This is a genomic window from Shewanella sp. P1-14-1, from assembly GCF_001401775.1.
Lineage (GTDB): Bacteria > Pseudomonadota > Gammaproteobacteria > Enterobacterales > Shewanellaceae > Shewanella > Shewanella japonica.
In genome coordinates this window covers 64,610-80,703 of sequence record NZ_LKTL01000013.1, presented here as the reverse complement: position 1 = coordinate 80,703, position 16,094 = coordinate 64,610, and the positions used below count along the sequence as shown (strand labels likewise).

The window sequence follows — 16,094 nt, the reverse complement described above, 5'->3', positions numbered from 1 at the left end:
AAACTTTATTACCACACATCGCTCATGGTTATTGTTCGTCGTAATCACAAAAAAGGTATTTGGTGAGCTGTTTGTCACATTGTTAACTTGTTAGGGTGTAATTAATTAACCATAAAACAAAGCTTTATCTTCTTTATGAGTGTGATCTACATTGTCCACATTAAAAAATAAGGGAGGGCGCTTTAATGGAAAACATACCCAATAAGTCACCTACAGAAGTGACTAATAAACGACATTTTATTATTTTGTTTAGCAACATCGCACTATTTGCGTTGTTGTATAACTTTCTGCCATTTGAACAAGGCATTAATACAGGGCTATCACTGCTTATTTTTGCTGCGATTTTGTGGCTGACTGAAGCGATTCATATCAGTATTACGGCAATATTAATTCCTATTTTGGCCGTGTTCTTGGGCGTATTTGATACCCAAACAGCAATGAGCAATTTTGCTAACCCTATTATTTATTTGTTCTTTGGTGGCTTTGTATTAGCTGCAGCATTAAATCATCAGGGTATTGATCGTTTAATTGCCCAAAAAGTGTTGTTGTTCTCTAAAGGTAAGTTAGGTATCGCGTGTCTATTGTTGTTTGTGGTTACTGCAGTATTGTCGATGTGGATCAGTAACACTGCCACCGCAGCCATGATGCTACCTCTAGCGCTTGGTATATTGCATCAATTAGACTTTAAAGAGCATAAAACCACTTATTTGTTTGTTTTACTTGGCATTGCTTATTCAGCAAACATTGGCGGTATTGGTACATTAGTCGGCAGCCCGCCAAATGCTATTGCTGCAGCGCAAGTTGGTTTAACGTTTAGTGACTGGTTAGCGTTCGGGTTACCGACAGTCGCGTTAATGCTACCTGCGATGCTGGTGGCGTTATATATCTTTCTGAAACCTGATTTATCAGCAAGGTGTGAACTGAAAGCTGAAGATACGTCACTTTCATTAAGTGGCAAGCTGACCTTAGTGATATTTCTTGCGACAGTTTGTTGTTGGATATTCAGTAAGCCGATTTCTCAGGCCTTAGGTGGAATTAGCAAATTCGACACGATTGTCGCTTTAGGTGCTGTCGTGGTGCTTGCGAGCTTAAAACTGGTTGATTGGAAGAAAATTGAATCAACGACAGATTGGGGCGTACTGATTTTATTCGGAGGTGGGTTAACCTTGAGTGCGGTGCTTAAAGCAACAGGCACCAGTGTATTCTTAGCACATTTTGTGACTGATATTTTCGGTAACGCGCACATGGCATTGTTTATTATTGCAGTGATTGCTTTTGTGGTCATGCTGACAGAGTTCGCCAGTAATACCGCAAGCGCCGCGTTATTAGTTCCAGTTTTTGCCGCAATTGCAGAACCATTAGGCTTGTCACCTGTAATGATTTCGGTGGTGATTGGTATAGCGGCTTCTTGTGCGTTTATGTTGCCTGTAGCAACTCCGCCTAACGCGATTGTGTTTGGTTCGGGCTATATTAAACAATCAGAAATGATGAGAGCAGGTGTCATTATTAACTTTATCAGTATGTTTGTGCTCTTTATGATCACTAACTTCTTTTGGGGTTTTTAAGCCATAGACAAAAATAGCGTTAACCAAAAAGCAGCTTAGGCTGCTTTTTTGCTATTTGCAGTTTAATTAACCGCCAAAAATGTTAATGAATTCTTGCAATTAGTTTTGTAAATTTACCAATTTTACGTTTGTAACAGATAGCTTTTGAATTTTGTATTTAAAGCAGGTCTAATGGCCTATTAATAATAATTTAAGATCAATTTCATGTTCGAACTCACCCTACAGATCGCAGTCATTTTATTCTTTGTTGCCATTTTAGCAGGCTTTATTGATGCCATTGCTGGTGGCGGTGGTTTACTGACTATTCCTGCATTAATGTGGGCAGGTTTACCTCCTGCAGCGGCGCTTGGTACCAATAAACTACAAGCCTGTGGTGGTAGTTTTTTTGCCAGTTTGTATTTTATACGCAAAGGCATGGTTGATTTAAAGCAAGCTAAGTTGTCCATCGTCTGTGCTTTTGCTGGCGCAGCAGTGGGAACTATCATAGTTCAAATGATTGATGTGTCCGTGCTTGAGTTAGTCTTGCCATTTTTGATTCTGGCTATCGGTTGTTATTTTCTATTTTCTAAAAAAATATCCGAAAACGATAAGCAGCAAGTATTAACACCGACTGTATTCGCCTTTACAGCAGCGTTAGGGGTAGGATTTTATGATGGTTTCTTTGGGCCTGGAACGGGCAGTTTTTTTGCATTAGCATTTGTTTCGTTAGCGGGCTATGGCCTTGCTAAAGCAACTGCTCACGCCAAAATCCTAAACTTTGCTACCAACATTTCATCATTGATTTTCTTCTTGATTGGTGGCCAAGTCGCGATTGTACTTGGTCTGATTATGTTGGTAGGCCAAGCCATTGGAGCAACGTTAGGCTCACGACTTGTGATGACGAAAGGGGTAAAAATTATTAAACCTTTAGTGGTTACTATGTCATTTTTGATGAGCTTTAAGTTACTGTGGTCTCAATACGGTTAGGCGTATCCTAACACTAAGGTATTCGCTTTCAGGTATATCCTGTTACTACACATTCAACAGTTATTGAAATAGGTTTTCATGCGCATTATTCACACTTCAGATTGGCACCTTGGGCAAAATTTTTATGGTAAAAGTCGTGCAGATGAACATCAATTATTTATGCAGTGGCTGCTTGAGCAGATTGTTGAACATGATGTCGATGCGCTAATTGTAGCGGGTGATATTTTTGATACTGGCACACCACCAAGTTATGCCCGCAGTTTATATAATCAGTTTATTGTCGATATACAAAAAACTGGCTGCCAGCTTATTGTATTAGGCGGTAATCACGACTCAGTGGCAACACTTGGTGAATCAAAACAATTACTGGCTTGTCTCAATGCAAGTGTTATCCCCGGCGCGTTAGATGATGTTCGCGAACATGTATTGTTAGTGAAGGATAAAAGCCAGCAACCTTGTGCCATTGTTTGCGCCTTACCTTATTTGCGCCCTAGAGATATGGTATTAAGTCAATCAGGTGAATCTAGCTCAGATAAACAGCGCAAACTAGGTAACGAAATTGCTGCGCTTTATCAATCCTGCTTTGAATACGCACAAACATTGAATAGTGAACAATCACAAGCTTTACCTATCATTGCGACCGGCCACCTCACCACAGTTGGGGCAAGTACGAGTGAATCAGTACGAGATATCTATATCGGCAGTTTAGATGCGTTTAATGCATCGTTATTCCCTGCAGCCGATTATATTGCGCTTGGGCACATTCATCGACCTCAAAAAATTGCCAAAACGGAGCATATTCGTTATAGCGGTTCTCCGATCCCATTAAGTTTTGATGAACTTGCAGGTCAAAAGAGTGTGTTTTTAGTGGATTTTGACAAGGATAAATTAGCTCAGGTTACACCACTTGAAGTGCCTCGCTTTCAACCTATGGCAAATATTAAAGGTAGCTTGACTGAAATTGAGCAGCAATTGTCTGAGTTTTCGCTAACACCAACAGATGGTTGTCATCAGGATATTGAGTTAACTTGGCTTAGCATTGAGGTGGCGCAACAAGACTTCTTGAGTGATTTACAAACACGTATTGCGGATATTACCGAGCCTTTAGCGGTTGAAGTCCTGCAATTAAAGCGTGCAAGGCAGCAACGTCATCAACAAATTGAGCAACTTGAAAATGAAACGTTATCAGAGTTGTCCGTGAATGATGTATTTGAGCGACGTTTAGCACAAGAGGACTTTACTGAGGCTGAGCAACAACTGCGGCTTGAAAGAGTGAAGTCACAGTTTGCCCTAGTGGTGGCTCAAGTTGCCGAGCAATCAACGCTGGAGGATAAATAATGAAAATCCTCAGCCTGAGATTTAAAAATATAAACTCATTAAAAAATGAATGGAAAATAGATTTTACTCAATCGCCATTTAAAGAAAATGGACTGTTTGCGATTACAGGGCCGACAGGTTCGGGTAAAACCACGATTTTAGATGCCATTTGCTTAGCGTTATATCATCGCACCCCCAGATTAAAAGTGATTTCAAAATCCACGAATGAATTGATGACCCGAGGTACCAGTGAGTGTTTAGCGGAGGTTGAGTTTGAAGTGAAAGGGAAAGGTTATCGTGCCTTTTGGAGTCAACGCCGCTCACGTGGTCAAATTGATGGCAATTTACAAGATGCACAGGTGGAATTAGCTGAACTTGATTCTGGTAAAATTATCGCTAGCCAGGTAAAGCAAAAGACCGAGCTAACTGAAGCTATAACCGGATTAGATTTTGCTCGTTTCACCAAGTCGATGATGTTATCGCAAGGTCAGTTTGCCGCATTTTTAAATGCGGATGCTAATGATAGGGCTGAGTTACTCGAAGAGTTAACGGGAACTGAAATTTACGGCCAGATTTCAGAACAAGTGCATGTTAATTTTACACAAGCGAAACAAGCCTTAACCTTACTTGAAGCCAAAACTGATAATGTAGAACTGTTATCTGATGTGGATATTGCTGAAAAAAACGAACAACTAAGCGAAGGAGAACTGCAATCTGCTAAGTTACAAAGCCTGTTAAATCAGCAACAGCAGCAACTTAATTGGGCAAAACAGCTTGAACAAAACACCGCAAAACTGACTGAAAGTGAACGTGAACTGGACGTTGCACAAAGCGAATTGACCGCCCAAGCAGAGTCACTCGCTAAACTAGAAGCAAGTGAGCCGGCTCAGATGCTTGCCCCATTATTTGAAAGCTTAACCAAACTCGAACAGCAGCAGAATCAACTGCAAACAGAGCAACTGACACTATCCCAAGCGCAGCAACAGTCGCAATTATCCCTTGAAGTCGCTAAAACAGAACATCTAAAACGACAAGAGCAATTTGATTCAGTAAAGCTGCAACACACTGAGTTGCTCACCTTGATTGAGGAGCAAGTTCAACCGCTTGATAATAAAATTGAGCAACTGAATTTTCAATGTGATCAACAGTCGAAAAATAAGCATCAACAAACAATTCAACAACAAAAAATCACAGAGTCTCAGCTTGAGCTAACTCAAAACTTAAATCAGTTAAACCAGTCACTTTCAGATAATGACAAAGTGATTGCCCTGTATCCTCAAGGACAATTAATTCAAAGCAATATTGCAGCTTGGCAGCAGCAAGCAATTAATTTGTCAGGATTACAGCTGAAAAAAAATGAATTATCGCAGTTAATTTCAACGCTATCTCAGCAAGACATGCTTAACCAACAGCAGTTGGTGCAGCAAAATGAGGCTTTAGCGTCACTTAACGCTGAATTACAGACAAAGCAGTTAGCATTAACACATAGTGAGCAGCAATTAACTCAGTGTTTAGGTACAAGCTCAGAAGCGGATTTACAAGCTCAGTACCAAAATTTGATTGAACAGCAAGTCTCCCGTACTAGATTACAGCAGTTACAAGTTGCACATACTGACTTAGTGACGCAAAGTCATAACGCGACTAATGAAAATCAGCATTTTGCTGCGCAGATCTCTGCGATTGCTCAAGAATTACAGCAAGTACGTAGTGCTTGGAGTGAAAAAAATCAGCAAGTTAAAGATTTACAAATGCTGCTTAAACAAGAGCAGCAAATCGTTAATTTAACCCAAGAGCGAGCTAAACTCATTCAAGGTGAGCCTTGTGCCCTGTGTGGTTCCAAAGAGCACCCTTTAGTTGAGCATTACCAAGCGCTTGATGTCTCTGATACCGAGGTACGCTTTGAAGCCAAGTCCGAAGAACTTGAATCAATTAAGCGTCAAGGTGAGCAATTAAAGCTGCAGCAAAGTAAGTTACAGCATCAACTTGAACTGTGCGCAGATAAACAATCGATGTTACATCAGCAGATTCAAGATTGTTTGATTGAGTATCAGCAATTAGCTGAGCAATTATCTAAGCCAGAACTGATCGCCACAAAAGCTGAAATTGATGGCGCACTATTGACTCATTTTGTTGAACAATCGGCTAGTCGCCAGCAGTATTTACATCAGCAATTAACTGATATTCGAGAACTTACTCAGGTTAAACAATCCTGTGCTGAGCAATATCAGCAAACACTGACTTTACTAGAGCAGCAGCAACATCAATTACAACTTTTCACTCAGCAGCAGGAAAATCAGCAACAGCAATTAACTGAGTCAAAGCAGCAGCTTAGCCAAATACAGCAAAACATTATTGAGCTCGAATCTAGCTGTCAGCAACAATTTTATCAAGCTGGATTAGCTTTAGATGACTTTTCACAACTGGAAACCTGGTTAGCTGATTTACAAACCGATGTCGGTCAATGGGCTGTGGCAGTTGAGCAGCAAGGAAAATTAACTCAGCAGCAACAGTTATTAATGCAACAAGCTCAAACACTCACTCAGCAGCAGGATGAGTTAATTCATCAAATATCACAACTCGATGAGTTATTGCAGAGCACGGTTCTTGAGTTAACGAGTGTAAAGCAGCAACGATTCGCTGTTTTTGGCGATAAACAAATCAGTCAAGAAAAGCAGCGTAGTCAGCAAGCGTTGCAGCAATCAGAGTTGCAATTCACTCAGCAGGCTCAAGTGCAAAGCAAGCTACAGCAAGAGTTCGATAAGCTCGCTGCACAAGAGCAAGCCGTCACACAGCAGCTAGAACGCACAGTCAATGACGTATCCGAAGCTAGAAACACTTTTACCTTGGCTTTATCAACCAGTCCATTTGCTGATCAAACTGAATTTGAACAAGCATTGATGCCTGTAGCGCAAAGACAAGCACTACAGCAACTTAAGCAAGGGCTAGATACTCGTATTTTGAAAGCTAGTACGGTTGTTGAGCAAACAAGGGCTCAACAGGCTGAGTTAGTTAAGCTGGGTGATGAATCTGAATATCATCAGGCAGATATTGCTGATGTTGCCATCATGCATGAGCAAACAGAAGCCCGTCATTCAGCCATGAAAGAGCAGGTTTGGCAGTTAAAACACTTATTAAGTGAAGATGAGAAAAAGCGCACCACTCAACAATCCTTGGTGGCTGAGCTTACTCAAGCTAAACAGGACTTTGATGATATAGCTTATTTACACTCATTGATTGGATCGCAAAAGGGTGACAAATTCCGTAAGTTTGCTCAGGGACTCACTCTTGATCACCTTGTGGTGTTGGCGAATCGACAATTAGATAGGCTACAAGGTCGTTACTTATTAGAAAGAAAACAATCAGAAGCACTCGAGCTACAGGTACTGGATACTTGGCAGGGTGATGCTGTGCGTGATACGCGTACTTTGTCTGGCGGTGAAAGCTTTCTTGTAAGTCTTGCACTTGCGTTGGCATTATCGGATTTAGTCAGCCATAAAACCAGCATTGACTCGTTATTTTTAGATGAAGGTTTTGGTACGCTCGATAGTCAAACACTAGATACTGCCCTAGATGCGCTCGATAACCTGAATGCTTCTGGCAAAATGATTGGGGTTATCAGTCATATTGAGGCGATGAAAGAGCGGATAAGTGTGCAAATTAAAGTAAATAAGATGAATGGCCTTGGGGTGAGTCGATTACAGGCTGACTATAAGTTCGATTCAGCTGAGACATAATTTGTAGCTCAAGCCCGATTTATTATTAAAATTGATTAGCCATTACGGCGAAAGCAAATCTCTCACTTACTGAAATATTCGTGATGATTTCAGTAAGTTGAGGGTAATAATTCTACTTAGATTTCATTAATCGTCATTAAATATGCACGACTTATGCAGTCTTGATATGGTTGCAAACTTCTAGTAACAGTCCCTTCCCATGCCATTTACTTTCGCTTTAGAAGTGTTCATTTGAACTGTGCAGAGTTCAAATTTATGCAGTTCAAACGACAGTTTATATTTTTATTCGTAACTATTTTTGATATAACAGTTCGCTAATATATCTTCTAGTGCTTAAGTACCCATTTTTAATATTCTATCGGTTTAGCTAAAAGGTATTATTTTTTATTCAGTATTAAGGCGGATGCAAGATTGCTTTCAGCAAATAAAAGCAGGGGCCAAGCTCGATTTAATAAGGTGCAAGCCTTACCTGCAATACACAGAAAATTATTACTTGCCAGCGTATTCGTAGTGGCAGCAGCTTTGTTGTGGCCAACACCGCAAGAGTTCTCTTCTCAACGCATTCCTGTGGCTTTAGACATCGAATCATTGATCCCGAATTTATCTGATTCTGCACCAATAGATGTTATTGAGCCTGAAAAACCGAGTTTCGAACGTATTATTGAAAATGGCGACACATTAGGTCATTTATTCGAGCTTGCGGGCATTGGTCAGCAAACCATGTATAAAGTGCTTGAAGCTGATTTGAATGTACTTGCGTTAGATACCTTAGCAGTAGGTAATCGGATACAATTTTTTCAAGATGAACAGCAACAACTGACTAAGTTAGAACTTTATTTTAATCCTGCTTATCAGGTTGTTTTTACTCGTTTTGACGATGGTAGTTTTGGTGTTGAAGAAATCAATATCGAAGGTATTTGGCAAAATAGGATTATTAGTGGTGAAATCAATGGCTCATTTTACCTCTCCGCTCAACGTGCGGGGTTAAATGCTCGTGAAATTCAAACCATTGAAAACCTATTGTCGAGCAAATTAGACTTTTCCCGTGATCTGCGTGCAGGAGACACCTTTAATGTACTAATGAATGATCAATACATCGAAGGTGAGTCAACAGGTGCGACACAATTACAAGCTGTAAGAATTAACACTCGTCGTAATAATGTGAATGCGTTTCAGAACGTGGATGGAAATTATTATGATGAACGTGGGCAAGGGTTAGCGAGTGCTTTCCAGCGTATTCCATTAGAGCGTCAATACCGTTTATCTTCCCGCTTTAATCCGACGCGTAAACACCCAGTCACTGGACGTGTTTCGCCTCATAACGGTACAGACTTTGCCACCCCAATTGGAACTCGAGTCGTCGCTCCAGGTGATGGTGTTGTGTCTATGGTCACCAATCATAGATTTGCTGGAAAATATATCGTTATCGAGCATGATAACAATGTGAGAACCCGCTACTTACATTTATCTAAGTTTCTTGTGCGCAAAGGTCAGCGGGTTAAACGCGGTCAAGTTATTGGTTTAACAGGTAATACAGGGCGAGTGACAGGACCACATTTACATTACGAGTTTCACGTGAACGGTCGACCAGCAGATCCAATGCGAGTAAGTATTGTTGAAGCTTCGGTACTGCCTAAAAATCAAATGGACCAATTTAAACAATTGGTCAGCAGTAAAAAAATGATGATGGATCTAGGTTAATCTTTACAGGGTTAAGACCTCTGTATTAATCCAATATAAACCACTTTTAATTCGATATTAAAAGTGGTTTTTTATGTTCTCCAGTCTGTTTCAAACTTGTCGGATTTACCTGTATTACAGTGCTCGCAAAGAATTTGTAGGTTGTTTATGTCTAATTCGAGTTCTGGATGCTTTGATCGAGGTTTAATATGGTCTACATGCATAATGACATTATGTTCAGGAGAGCGGCCGCAACAGGCACATTTATTTCCGTATCGCTCAAAAGCCTCAGCTTTTAAGTCATTCCATTTTTTGCTGTTATAAAACGAAAGTATTTTGGGTTCATCAAATGGTATCACTTCCCACTCATGGTATTCAGTTGGGGAAATGTCAGGCCCCATTAACCCGACAGAATACCCCTGTTGACTATGTTTTTTTAACCAGGAACGGATAGACTTTAGTGCAGCCTTTTCTGATTTATAATGCTTGGTTCTGCGCCCTTCACCTCTATAGGTTGCTACATACATGATAACCCTCCAATACTTTATTATTTAATCAGATTAATACGGTGACTTGCCTAACTCAATACATGTCAATAATAATCGTAAATCTAACTCAAGTTGATGATAATCCGCTGTCATATATTCACAGAGTTGGTAAAAGGCTTTGTTGTGCTCTTTTTCTCTTAGGTGTGCAAGTTCATGCACGACCACCATTCTCAATAATGGCTCAGGGATAAACTTAAGTTTTGATGAAATCCGAATTTCATTTTTAGCTTTAACTTTACTGCCCTGTACACGGTTAGCATAGGTATGAAGACCTAACGCTTGATGGCTTAAACTGATTTTTTCATCAAAAATGACCTTTGACAAAGGATCTGATTGTTTTAGATAAGCCTGTTTATATCCCATCGCATAGTCATATAACGCTTTATCAGTGCGAATATCATGGATCCTTGGGTAGCGATTTAGTAAAAGCCTGCCGAGGGTATCGTTGGCAATATGTTGTTTAACTTGTTCAATCGTGTTGGCTGAGTAGCCTTTGATGTATTTAAGCTGCCCCTCTTGTTGCTGTTTGGCTTTTACATCTTTACTGGTAACTAAGCTTGCCAGGGTATCTCTTGCGGCTGCCACTTTTGCAGAACTTACCTTAACGGGCATTTGGGGAGGTGCTTTTCGAGGCGATTTAGCAGGTTTGTTTGAGCTCATTGAGTTAGCTCGCTTGATAGGGGGGAATAGGGTGTTCTAATTATGAAGCCTACCCATTGATAATTAACGTGTTTGTTAAGTTAACAGGTAGGCTCGCAAATTTGTCTAGAGCTTAGACTTTACCGTACATACGACGATTTTGCTGTGCGTAAGCGGCTTCAAATGCTGGCAGCTGAACACGCTTTAGACCTAAAGTATCTAAATCTGCTTGAGGCGGATTACGCTTAAGCTCTTCTTTGATAATAACAGGGCTAATTATGCCAACAGGCAAGTCAGTGATTTGAATAGCGGTTTCGAGTTTAAAACTGGTCGCAGAGCCGGCGAACTTACCTTTTTGCTCACGTTCAATGATGACAATTTCATCTACTTTGTAATCTTCCATTAATTTGTGGAAAGCAAAGTGAAACTCACGGATTGATTCTGTTTCAGCTGATTTTGAAATGCTGAAAGAAATTTGACGACACTCAGGTACGTTGAATGTTTCCACTTCGTAAGTTAATAAGCTAATGATGGCTTCGCCACCTTTTAATTCCACACCACAAATTTTCATGTTTCACCTTACTGTTAATCTGGTTTAAATCTTTATCATGCCGATTTGCTGTTAAAACAGCATGATGTTTTAATGAGGTTTACTCTTCGCCAAGCTCGTGTTCATTGTCTTCAACAATGCTGTTGTCGTTTTCAACAATTTTGGCTGGCTTAGCTTTACGACGCATTGGCGCATCACCAATATCGACGCCAGTAATAAAGCGTTTATCCCGTTTAGGTGCAATTTTAGGCTTTTTAGCCGTGTTACGCTTTTTATTGGCAGCTTTAGGGTCATTGGCCTTGGTATTTTTGTTACCCGTTTTTGGCTTATCTTTTAACCCTTTAAATTTTCCTTCAAGACCCTCTATGGTCGAAAAGTCGAAATTCTTGCGTAAAAATACTTGGATTTTCTTAAAGCTGTCCCAGTCTTTAGGACCGACTAAAGAAATCGCATCACCTTTAGCACCTGCTCGACCTGTACGGCCAATGCGATGGACGTATTCTTCGGCAAATTTAGGCATGTCAAAGTTAATCACTAATGACACGTTTAATAAATCTAGGCCACGAGAGGCGACATCCGTTGTAACTAATATTTTCTGCTGACCACGGCTAAATTTGTCCATGATCTGATTACGAGCTGATTGGTTTAAGTCACCACTTAATGCGGCAGTTTCCAATCCTTGCTCAGCAAGTAATTTAGCTAATCGGTCGGTATCAGCACGCGTCGCTGTAAATATGATGACCTGTTTATGCTGCTCGGTTTTGAGAATGTGCTGCAATAGGGCTTGCTTATGATCTAAGTGGTCAACTAAATACACACGTTGCTGAATGTCTTTATGCTCGTTATGAGATGCCCCAATGGCGACATGGCTCGGCGTTTTAAGTAATGTGGCAGCAATATCATTAATATGGTCATGATCTAACGTGGCTGAAAACATTAATGTTTGTCGACGTTTGTGATCTGCAGCTTCGTTAATGGCTTTTAATTGCGGCGCAAAACCTAAATCAAGCATTCGGTCGGCTTCATCAAGAATAAGGAGCTCTAAGCCATTTAAGTAAAGATGACGTTGCTCTAAGTGATCAGCGATACGCCCGGGTGTAGCCACAATAAAGTGAGGGTCACGAGATAACGATTTAGCTTGATCATTAAAGTTTTCCCCTCCTAAAATACTGACCGCTTTATACTGGGTATTTGCCACTAATAAACGTAATTGACCGTATACTTGCTGAGCCAATTCCCTTGTCGGTAGTAATATCAACACACGAGGGTCTTTTTTAGAAAGCGCTTTTGTTGAAATAACACGCTGAAGAGCGGGTAACAAAAACGCCAAGGTTTTACCTGAACCGGTTTTTGAAGATGCCATTAAATCTTTACCTGCTAAGGCAATTGGCAGGGCTTGCTGCTGAATTTCGGTTGGCTCAGAAATGCCCATATGCTTTAGACTTTCAAGTAAGCGTTTGTCTAAAGAAAAATCGGTAAATAACAAAGGTAAATCCCCTAAAAAATGATAGCCAGATATTATAACGTGTATGCTAGGCGATAGCCAACAGCTAAAGGCTCAGTTATGCTGAGTTTATAAGATTAATTGAGTCAAATTAAGCTACAAGGGATGTAAAAGATGTCGGAGCATGAAAATGAGCCTGCGGTAAATAAACCATTAAGAGTCGGTGTGGCACTGGGTAGTGGCGCAGCTAAAGGTTGGGCCCATATCGGTGTGTTGAAAGAACTGGCTGAAATGGGAATACATCCAGATAAAATTGCAGGATGTTCAGTTGGTGCATTGGTAGGTGCAGCGTATGCCAATGATCATCTTGATGAGCTAGAAGCGTGGGTGCGTGGTTTTTCCAGTTGGGATGTTTTAGGTCTGATGGATTTAAGCTGGCGTAAAGGCGGGCTGATAAGCGGTGAAAAAGTTTTTGATGTGCTGGCTGGCCGAATTGGTGAGCTAAAAATTGAACAACTGAAAAAACCATTCTCAGCGGTGGCAACTGATTTATACTCCGGACAAGAAATTTGGTTTAAAGAAGGGGATTTACGACACGCTGTTAGAGCATCATGTTCAATGCCAGGTTTTTTACCACCTGTTCAACTAGAAGACAGATGGCTAGTCGACGGCGCTGTGGTGAATCCTGTTCCAGTATCAATGTGTCGTGCGATGGGAGTTGATGTGGTCATTGCTGTTGATTTAAACGGCCATCGCCGTAACAGTATGCATATGTTGCCACAACAGATGAAAAGCCGTGCTCCTACAGCGTTAGAAAAACAACAACAAGAAGGCAAAGAGCCAGACTCTGCTTTTATGGATATTCTGGGTAAAGGTAAAGAGTACATTGCTAGCTTTTCAGAGAAGTTTTCGATGTCGACTAAATCCCACCCAGGCATGATTGCAGTGATGTCTCAGTCAATGGATATTCTAGAGCAGCGCCATAAACGTGCCAGACTGATGGGCGATCCACCTGATGTTTGCTTAGTTCCTCAGCTTGCTGATATAGGCACCATGGAGTTTCATCGTGCGGCAGAAGCCATTGAAGCTGGCAGGCAGTCTGTGCGTCAAACTGCTCATTTAATCAACTCTGCTTTAGGGCGATAACGTTTTTCAATTACTCGGTCAAGCTCTGTTTTGCCAAATAGTGCAGAGCTTGGCAGTAATATTTTTCATTTCACTTCCCCTCATCAAACTATGATCCAGATCATAGATTTCTAGTCTTCGTTATAGCTTAATACACCATATCTAGTGTTTATTGGTTTCTTGTTGTGGATATATAGTGTTTATATCCTGTGCATAAATGGAGTAAAAGTAATGCCTGTAGTAATTAAAAGGGACGGTTGTCGGACTGTATTTGATGAGTCTAGAATTAGGGATGCCATCGTTGCTGCAATGGCGACGGCTACAGGTCATGCTGATGTTGATTACGCCGCTACCATTGCGGGTGTAATCCGAAATCAAGTCGCGAACGAAGAAGAAGTACAAATTCACCATTTACAAGATTTAGTGGAAAATCTATTAATGGAAGGGCCTCATAAAGAGGTTGCACGTCATTATATTGAATACCGTCACGATCGTGATATTTGCCGTGAAGCAAAAAGTAAACTTAACTGTGAAATTCGTGGGTTAGTTGAGCAAAGTGATAGCTCAATTTTGAACGAAAATGCTAATAAAGACGCTAAAGTTATTCCTACACAACGCGACTTACTCGCGGGTATTGTAGCCAAGCATTATGCTAAATCACACTTGTTACCAAAAGACATTGTAGCTGCTCATGAATCGGGTCAACTGCATTATCATGATTTAGATTATGCGCCTTTCTTCCCGATGTTTAACTGCATGTTAATTGATTTAGCAGGCATGATGACCCATGGCTTTAAAATGGGTAATGCCGAAATTGATACACCAAAATCAATTTCAACTGCCACAGCGGTCACTGCGCAGATTATTGCCCAAGTTGCTAGCCATATTTACGGCGGCACAACGATTAACCGTATCGATGAAGTGTTAGCGGAATTTGTGCAAAAGAGTTACCAGAAACAATTGGTGATTGGTAAAGAGTGGGGCGTGAGCGATGTGGAAGCATTTGCTATGGCGCAAACTGAAAAAGAATGTCATGACGCATTCCAGTCATTAGAATATGAAGTGAACACTCTGCACACTGCTAATGGTCAGACTCCGTTTGTGACGTTTGGTTTTGGTCTAGGTACCAGCTGGGAGTCACGCTTAATTCAAAAGTCGATACTAACAGTACGTATGGCAGGCCTTGGTAAAAACCGTAAAACCGCGGTGTTCCCAAAACTTGTATTTGCCATTCGTGATGGCGTAAACCATAAAGCGGCTGACAGTAATTACGATATTAAAAAGCTGGCTTTAGAATGTGCCACGATGCGCATGTACCCTGATATTTTAAATTACGAGCAAGTTGAACGTGTTACTGGTTCGTTTAAAACGCCAATGGGCTGTCGCTCTTTCTTAGGTACATATGAAGAGAATGGCGAGTTAATTCATGAAGGCCGTAATAATTTAGGTGTGGTTAGCCTTAACTTACCTAGAATCGCAATCGAAGCTAAAGGCGATGAAAAAGCCTTCTTTGCATTACTTGATGAGAGAATGACTTTAGCACGTAAAGCGTTAGATACTCGTATTGCTCGTCTTGTGGGGGTTAAGGCCCGCGTAGCGCCAATCTTATATATGGAAGGCGCATGTGGTGTTCGTTTAAAAGCTGATGATGATATTTCTGAAATCTTCAAAAATGGTCGTGCGTCTATTTCATTAGGTTATATCGGACTTCATGAGACAATTAATGCTCTTTACGGCACAGAAGAGCATGTATTTGATAGTGAGCTACTGCGTACTAAAGCCGTTGAAATTATTAATGTTATGAAGCGTGCCACGGAGTCGTGGAAGGCTGAAACAGGTTATGGCTTTAGTTTATACAGCACGCCAAGCGAAAATCTATGCAGCCGTTTTTGCCAGTTGGATGCAAAACAGTTTGGTGTGGTTGAAGGTGTGACAGATAAAGGCTATTACACCAATAGTTTCCATTTAGATGTGGAAAAGAAAGTAAACCCATACGATAAAATTGACTTTGAATTGCCATATCCTGAGCTAACAAACGGTGGATTTATTTGTTATGGCGAGTTCCCTAATATGCAACATAACGTTGAAGCATTAGAAAACGTTTGGGATTACAGCTATAGCCGAGTGCCATACTACGGTACCAATACACCTATTGATGAATGTTATGATTGCGGCTTTGTTGGTGAGTTTAACTGTACAAGTAAAGGCTTTGTCTGTCCTAAATGTGGCAACCATGAGCCAAGTAGAGTGTCAGTAACTCGTCGAGTATGTGGTTACTTAGGTAGCCCAGATGCCAGACCGTTTAACCATGGTAAGCAAGAAGAAGTAAAACGCCGGGTTAAACATATCTAGTACTCGTTCTATGTCATATCAAAAACAATAAGGCGCTGAATAGCGCCTTATCTTTTGAGTGGCTAAAGTCTTAAAAGGGCGAGATCAAATAAGGCGAGTTGAAATAGGACTGCTAGGAATAAGTCACTAAGTGCTAGATATGGTATTAAACAGCATATTTTAAGACAGTTGACT

11 protein-coding genes are annotated in these 16,094 nt (G+C 40.7%); 7 read left to right on the top strand and 4 right to left on the bottom strand.

What is annotated here, in order from left to right; translation table 11 throughout:
- Positions 1-185: 185 nt before the first annotated feature.
- The 5 genes from AN944_RS11130 (at position 186) to AN944_RS11110 (ending at position 9,283) form a co-directional block, all read left to right on the top strand.
- On the top strand, positions 186-1,565 hold the full coding sequence (locus AN944_RS11130) for a DASS family sodium-coupled anion symporter (RefSeq protein WP_055024691.1): 1,380 nt from the start codon (positions 186-188) through the stop codon (positions 1,563-1,565).
- 204 nt (positions 1,566-1,769) lie between these two features.
- Complete coding sequence (locus tag AN944_RS11125; RefSeq protein WP_055024690.1) at positions 1,770-2,531, top strand: TSUP family transporter; 762 nt, start codon at positions 1,770-1,772, stop codon at positions 2,529-2,531.
- 78 nt (positions 2,532-2,609) lie between these two features.
- Complete coding sequence (sbcD, locus tag AN944_RS11120; RefSeq protein ID WP_055024689.1) at positions 2,610-3,869, top strand: exonuclease subunit SbcD; 1,260 nt, start codon at positions 2,610-2,612, stop codon at positions 3,867-3,869.
- Positions 3,869-7,582: an AAA family ATPase gene (locus tag AN944_RS11115; protein ID WP_055024688.1), complete on the top strand. Its 3,714-nt coding sequence runs from the start codon at positions 3,869-3,871 to the stop codon at positions 7,580-7,582. Before sbcD ends, AN944_RS11115 begins: the two co-directional genes overlap by 1 nt.
- Positions 7,583-7,993: 411 nt before the next feature.
- A complete protein-coding gene (locus tag AN944_RS11110) occupies positions 7,994-9,283 on the top strand; it encodes a peptidoglycan DD-metalloendopeptidase family protein (RefSeq protein WP_055024687.1) in 1,290 nt (429 codons plus the stop codon).
- Between the two features lie 71 nt (positions 9,284-9,354).
- Here the strand turns inward: AN944_RS11110 and AN944_RS11105 are convergent, their stop codons facing one another.
- From AN944_RS11105 to AN944_RS11090, 4 genes are all read right to left on the bottom strand, one after another.
- Positions 9,355-9,789, bottom strand: a complete 435-nt coding sequence (locus tag AN944_RS11105; RefSeq protein WP_055024686.1) for an HNH endonuclease — start codon at positions 9,787-9,789, stop codon at positions 9,355-9,357.
- A gap of 33 nt (positions 9,790-9,822) precedes the next feature.
- Positions 9,823-10,422 carry a M48 family metallopeptidase gene (locus AN944_RS11100; protein ID WP_082419992.1) on the bottom strand — a complete coding sequence of 200 codons (600 nt, stop codon included), beginning with the start codon at positions 10,420-10,422 and terminating at the stop codon, positions 9,823-9,825.
- A gap of 160 nt (positions 10,423-10,582) precedes the next feature.
- Positions 10,583-11,020, bottom strand: coding sequence for a DUF3010 family protein (locus AN944_RS11095; RefSeq protein ID WP_055024685.1), 438 nt, complete (start codon positions 11,018-11,020; stop codon positions 10,583-10,585).
- 79 nt (positions 11,021-11,099) lie between these two features.
- A complete protein-coding gene (locus AN944_RS11090; RefSeq protein ID WP_055024684.1) occupies positions 11,100-12,485 on the bottom strand; it encodes a DEAD/DEAH box helicase in 1,386 nt (461 codons plus the stop codon).
- A 132-nt stretch (positions 12,486-12,617) separates the two neighbouring features.
- Here AN944_RS11090 and rssA point away from each other — a divergent pair, with 132 nt between their 5' ends.
- Both rssA and nrdD read left to right on the top strand, forming a co-directional pair.
- Positions 12,618-13,589, top strand: a complete 972-nt coding sequence (rssA, locus tag AN944_RS11085) for a patatin-like phospholipase RssA (protein ID WP_055024683.1) — start codon at positions 12,618-12,620, stop codon at positions 13,587-13,589.
- 210 nt (positions 13,590-13,799) lie between these two features.
- Positions 13,800-15,920, top strand: coding sequence for an anaerobic ribonucleoside-triphosphate reductase (gene nrdD / locus AN944_RS11080; protein WP_055024682.1), 2,121 nt, complete (start codon positions 13,800-13,802; stop codon positions 15,918-15,920).
- Positions 15,921-16,094 lie beyond the last annotated feature (174 nt).

Coding starts and splice junctions, on each gene's coding strand:
- AN944_RS11100 (WP_082419992.1), bottom strand. CDS start 10,422: ATGCCCGTTAAGGTAAGTTCTGCAAAAGTGGCAGCCGCAAGAGATACC.
- sbcD (WP_055024689.1), top strand. CDS start 2,610: ATGCGCATTATTCACACTTCAGATTGGCACCTTGGGCAAAATTTTTAT.
- nrdD (WP_055024682.1), top strand. CDS start 13,800: ATGCCTGTAGTAATTAAAAGGGACGGTTGTCGGACTGTATTTGATGAG.
- rssA (WP_055024683.1), top strand. CDS start 12,618: ATGTCGGAGCATGAAAATGAGCCTGCGGTAAATAAACCATTAAGAGTC.
- AN944_RS11130 (WP_055024691.1), top strand. CDS start 186: ATGGAAAACATACCCAATAAGTCACCTACAGAAGTGACTAATAAACGA.
- AN944_RS11095 (WP_055024685.1), bottom strand. CDS start 11,020: ATGAAAATTTGTGGTGTGGAATTAAAAGGTGGCGAAGCCATCATTAGC.
- AN944_RS11105 (WP_055024686.1), bottom strand. CDS start 9,789: ATGTATGTAGCAACCTATAGAGGTGAAGGGCGCAGAACCAAGCATTAT.
- AN944_RS11115 (WP_055024688.1), top strand. CDS start 3,869: ATGAAAATCCTCAGCCTGAGATTTAAAAATATAAACTCATTAAAAAAT.
- AN944_RS11125 (WP_055024690.1), top strand. CDS start 1,770: ATGTTCGAACTCACCCTACAGATCGCAGTCATTTTATTCTTTGTTGCC.